Annotated in this window: 5 protein-coding genes; 2 read left to right on the top strand and 3 right to left on the bottom strand. The window is 51.3% G+C overall.

What is annotated here, in order from left to right; all coding sequences use genetic code 11:
- Positions 1-590: 590 nt before the first annotated feature.
- Positions 591-1136, top strand: a complete 546-nt coding sequence (locus tag B7G66_RS10840) for a hypothetical protein (protein WP_139312468.1) — start codon at positions 591-593, stop codon at positions 1134-1136.
- A gap of 90 nt (positions 1137-1226) precedes the next feature.
- On the opposite strand, the gene B7G66_RS10835 is transcribed toward B7G66_RS10840, so the two are convergent.
- The 3 genes from B7G66_RS10835 to B7G66_RS10825 all read right to left on the bottom strand — a co-directional run bounded on the left by B7G66_RS10835 (position 1227) and on the right by B7G66_RS10825 (position 3499).
- Entirely contained in the window at positions 1227-1493 is a 267-nt protein-coding gene (locus B7G66_RS10835) for a hypothetical protein (RefSeq protein WP_003620426.1), read from the bottom strand.
- 300 nt (positions 1494-1793) lie between these two features.
- The gene (locus B7G66_RS10830; protein WP_003620428.1) at positions 1794-1967 is read right to left on the bottom strand and encodes a CsbD family protein; all 174 of its coding nucleotides are present in this window, start codon (positions 1965-1967) and stop codon (positions 1794-1796) included.
- 134 nt (positions 1968-2101) lie between these two features.
- Complete coding sequence (locus B7G66_RS10825; RefSeq protein ID WP_003620431.1) at positions 2102-3499, bottom strand: sugar porter family MFS transporter; 1398 nt, start codon at positions 3497-3499, stop codon at positions 2102-2104.
- 52 nt (positions 3500-3551) lie between these two features.
- Here B7G66_RS10825 and B7G66_RS10820 point away from each other — a divergent pair, with 52 nt between their 5' ends.
- On the top strand, positions 3552-5006 hold the full coding sequence (locus tag B7G66_RS10820) for a DUF6056 family protein (protein ID WP_050772116.1): 1455 nt from the start codon (positions 3552-3554) through the stop codon (positions 5004-5006).
- Positions 5007-5128: the final 122 nt, after the last annotated feature.

Here is a 5128-nt window from a genome sequence, read left to right as displayed (position 1 = left end):
CAACAGGCTGGTATTGTTCAAAAACTTTCGGATCAGGCTCTTATATATTTTAAGCAGAAACGGCAGAATGAGTATTTACGTGTCCTGACCCTATAGCTTTGGAAGTGGTATGTGCGGGGAAAACAGGCATCCCAATACGATCCCGGACAGGAAAAGAATGACCATCAATGTGGTCAACATGGCATGTTTGCGTTCCTGTGGTGTCGCAAACGGGGGCTTGAGGCTTTTGTCTGCCAAAGGAGGCGGTTCGCCACTTTTCTTTGAATTATTAACCATCTGGCACACCTTTTATTAAAGATTGCGCCCGTAAACGTTGCCTACATCCCTTTGGTTTCCATATTTTCAAGAATATAATTTAGACTATGGAATTTTAATTTATAAATAAAACTGATTATTATTTTCAGACAAGGACGCACCCCTTGCCGTCTCATATTATTGCACCTGCCCCACGACCGTCAGAGGCAGGATCAGGCCGTGTTGATGAATATGCCCAGCGCATAAACTGACCACCATGGACAGGACAGGCAAAAGCCATACATGCCAGATCCTGCCCCCCCCCCAAGGCCCCCCGCATTGCGCTTTCGGGTGTTTTGGCCCTGATTATCGGTACGCACTCTGGTTATTTTGCGAAGAGGCGGCTATGCCTCCTGTATCGTTCCTCGCTTTATTTTCGTATGGGCTCGTCAATGAAAAACCGGTTACGAATCACCCTCTCCACACCTTATCGCAAATGGGCGGCGGCGGTCGGGATCATGGTGGCTCTTGCTGGCTGTTCATCGCACAAACCCTTTAACCGGGGGCCTTACCTGGCATATGGGCTGGGGCCGAATGCAGCCTTTGTCCCGGTGGAGCCGTATAAAGCGGCGGAAAATATCCGCCGTGCGCTGGCGTGCAATAATCTCCGCACGAAACCGTTCATGTGGCATGACCTGCAAGAAGACCGGTTTTTGATTTCCAACGCCGTTCTGCCGGGAACGACCAAAAGCTATGAGATCATAGCGGCATGGTCATTCACCGGCACATTGTTACAGGTCCGATCATCAGAGGCGGTGCCGCAGGTCGTCACCACCATCAGTAATTATGCAAAACAGGGTGCCGACTGCCCCGCCGCGGCCATCAACAAGAGCAGCAATTGATCCGCAACCGGTCGTAGCGCAAGGAATAATGGGGCATGCAGCAGGCTGTGCCCCATCGACGCATCGCTGGTTATTTCAGGTCTGCTTACTTCAGGCGGAAGGCCCACGTGCGGGATAAGCTGCATGCTGGATACAGGTTGCCGCCATCAGGTGCCCATTGGTAAATGGCTGCACGCACGGTTCATCCGCAGGACAGGTGCCCAACGTGTCGCACTGCCCATCCTCGGCGGCGGCCTTCTGCACCATGCCCAGCAATGCCGCCTGCTGCATGGGGGTCAGCATTTCCACCGCTGCGGCAAGGGCGTGTTCAAGGCCCGAAATATGGGCCTCATACACCAGGATCTGTCTGGCAGACATGGGAGCGGTTTTTCTTTCTGTCATGATATTTATTGCCCCTGAGATATGAACCTTTAGCCAATGGTCCATAATTTCCGTTACCCACCGTAACTGTAATCAGCACATCCCGCTTTGACATCAGGCAAAGTTCTTGCGCGTGAGTGTTTATTGGGTGGCATTTAATACAGTATCTTTTATATATCAAAAAAAACGTTAATACAGGTTAACATACAGTGTTCCTTATGGGGAGCACATTAATGTCATTCTGTCGGGCAATATTTATTTCATGACAGGCGTGGGGCTATTTACGCTGACGCAGGTTCAGTAATCACCACGCAATCGGCTTGATGCGACTTTCTGGGCATGGCCTTTCATCTCTTGTGCGATGCCACTCCGGGCGATTTTCCGGCTGCCGGTAACGTAGCCAATTTCCTGCTTGAGCTGGCCGGCAAGGATATTTGCCGTGCTAAAAATAATATTCTTCAAATTCGTCATATAGTTATCCTTATCCGGGCATGACAATATGTCTGACCGCCTGCGAATGCAGGCGCAGGTGGCACAGAAACATAACGCATATCAGGCATGCAAGTAATAAATGATGCCGCCCGCAAGGACGAAATAATCGAAACTTATTCCCCGATATTACGTAATTTTTTTCCAGACAAAAGGTTGGCTTCAATGGTTTCCAATGGAACATCCTTGGTTTCGGGCACGAATGTCAGCGTAAACACAATGAATATAACATTCATCAGGGCAAACCCGGCGAATGTCTGACCAAAACCGATGATGGACACAATGCTCAGGAAAGTATTGCTGACAATCCAATCCGCCCACCAGTTAGCCAGCGTGGAGCAGCCCACGCCAAAGTCCCTGCCTTCCAGCGGCTGGATTTCGGAACACAGGGTCCAGACCAATGGCCCTGCCCCCAGACCGAACCCGCCGACAAAGCTCAACAACGCCCCCAGAAGGCATAATGTCGCAATACCGCCCGACAGATGAAGGCCAGTAATGCCCGCAGCAACAGCCAGAGAACAGGCCATAATCGCAGCACTGGTGCAGAGCAGGGACCGCCTGCCCCATCTGTTGACCATGAAAATTGCAGCAATACCCACAATGGTATTGATGACACCGATCAGGACCGTGGCCCATGCCGCGCCTGATGTGCCGAAATGTGCATTTTGCAGGATTTTCGGGGTATAATACATGACGACATTGATCCCCGTAAGCTGCTGCATGACCTGAAGGCAGATGCCCAGCATGACAGAGCGCCGGAAACCCGGTTGCTGACGTAACAGCTTCAGCCCGCTTATACGGCCCTTTGCAGCTTCATTCTTGATGCAGGTGAACTCCTCATCTGCCTCCGCCGGGGTATCACGCAGGGCGCGCAGCACTGTCCGTGCTTTTGTATCCTCCCCACGTGCAATCAGCCATGACGGACTGGCGGGCAGGAAGAAACAGCCGGCAAACAGCAACGCTGTCGGCAACATGGGCATACTGACCATCCAGCGCCAGTGCCCCCCGGATGACAGCAGCCCACCCAGGAGATATCCTGCAAGGATACCGGCGGATTGCAGCATGGAAAACGTCGAAACCATGCTGCCACGCTGGTGGCCCGACATGGTTTCGGAAATATAAAGCGGGGCCGTAAAGGTACACACGCCAATGGCGATACCGATCAGCAGGCGTCCCACCAGGATTTGCGCAATTCCCATGGCATTGGCACACAGACCCGCGCCAAGGAACATCAGCACCATGGCGGCGGTCAACACCAGCCTGCGGCCAAAGCGGGCGGAAAACGTTCCCGCCCCCAGCGACCCCACCGATGCCCCCAGCATAAGGACCGACACGATCCATTCCTGATCACGTGTGGAGGCATGGAAGTCCGTGCCGATAAATCCCAGTGCCTCAGCGATCAGGCCGGTATCGAGTCCGACAAGAAGCCCGGCACAGGCCGTGATAAGGCCTGCACGGAAAGCTTTCTGTCCGGGACGGGAAGAAGGTGCTGGTATTACAACAGTGGGGCTCACGTTCTGTTTTCCTCCCGGCCGGGATGGTTTTTACATCTGTGTTGACGTCATAATGACCGATACGGCATCCATCCATGATGCAACACCAGAACATGTGTTTTTCCGTTCGAATTTTATGCTGCCACATAACGCCAGCGCATGGTCCATGGCAGGCATGGACCCACACAGGAAGGGTTTCATGACAAATACGGGAATCATGCGCTTCATGGCCGGGAACAGAACAAGAGTCTATGCCCTCGGTGCGGTCTTTATATTTGTCTTGTGGGCCAATGTTGTAACCCCGCTATGGGCCGATGATTATTGCAGAACCATTCCATTTGACCTGAAAAATACATTCCATATCGTTTATGGGAATTATTTTTATTGGACAGGCAGGTATTTTACGACACTGATAACCTTCCTCGTTCTGGAACTTCACGACTATGGGTCCATTTTCATTTTTGATATTCTGAATACCGTAATTTTCTGCCTGCTTGTCCATAATGTCTGCATGATATGCAGAAATGTATCAATATCGGACCAGAATACATCAAATGGATTTTGGGACATCATATTTGTATTTCTAGCTGTCTGGTGGATACCACGCGATATTTCTGAAGTTGCCCTGTGGAAAACTGGGGCGATTGGCTATCTGTGGCCTATGACGGGGGAATTATGGATTTTACGGCAGGTCCTTGCACGACGCTTGCCTTTTGGGGTTCTGTCCTGCGGTTTTGCCTTTTTCATCGCGACATTTCTTGAACCCCTCTCCCTTATGATAAGCATGGTGCTGATCGGCTCTGCAATCAGCAGTTATCGTCATAAGGATCCTGTCGCCCTACCCTTTATTGGTGCGCATGTGCTTGGCACCCTTTTTCTATGGCTTGCCCCAGGCAATTATGTCCGGGCACGCACGATGGAACATGATACGCTTCTGACCCGTCTGGATGGCGTATTTGGAAATCTTGGCAGCCTGTTTGACCTGTACTGGCTTCCATTTGTCATTATCCTGCTCATCTGCCACGTGTCCGTGACAGCCGATATGACACAACGACATCGCATGTGGAAAAATATTGCGATATTTACGGCATGTGCCGTCACCTACATGATGATCCTGCTACTGTTCCCGCGTTCATCCCTTGCCGCGCGGGTATCTTTTCCTGCCAGCATCTATCTGGTGTGTGTATTGGGAATATTGTTTATCAACCGCGCCCATCATCCCGCCCTGCGCAACCGGATGGTGGGGATCGGAATTTCCGGCCTTGTCATCTGGCATATATGTATTTGTGTGCCGGATCTTTTGAGACTTGCCCATATCAGTGCCATATGGAACCAGCAGGCGCGTATCGCAGGGGCCGGGTTTGAAGATGTCACCCTTCCCCGCGTCACCATGGGACCACATCATAAAATTCTGTATGTACACAAGGACATTCTGTTCGTAGGGATTTCCCCGGACCCGCACAACATGATGAATGTCTGCTTCGCACGTGCTCTTGGCATCAAAAGCGTCCATTCACAGGGGGAATGAATGCTGATGATCCACCGATTCCGAGAGATTGTTTTAAAATTCAGGCCCTGTAGCCACATGGACTTATAAAAGTTTTTAGGTGCCGCCTTTTGATCGAAAAAGGCGGCGTCTTCTGAAGCTTT

Source organism: Novacetimonas hansenii JCM 7643, assembly GCF_000964405.1.
GTDB lineage: Bacteria > Pseudomonadota > Alphaproteobacteria > Acetobacterales > Acetobacteraceae > Novacetimonas > Novacetimonas hansenii.
This window is presented reverse-complemented; position numbering and strand designations above follow the sequence as displayed.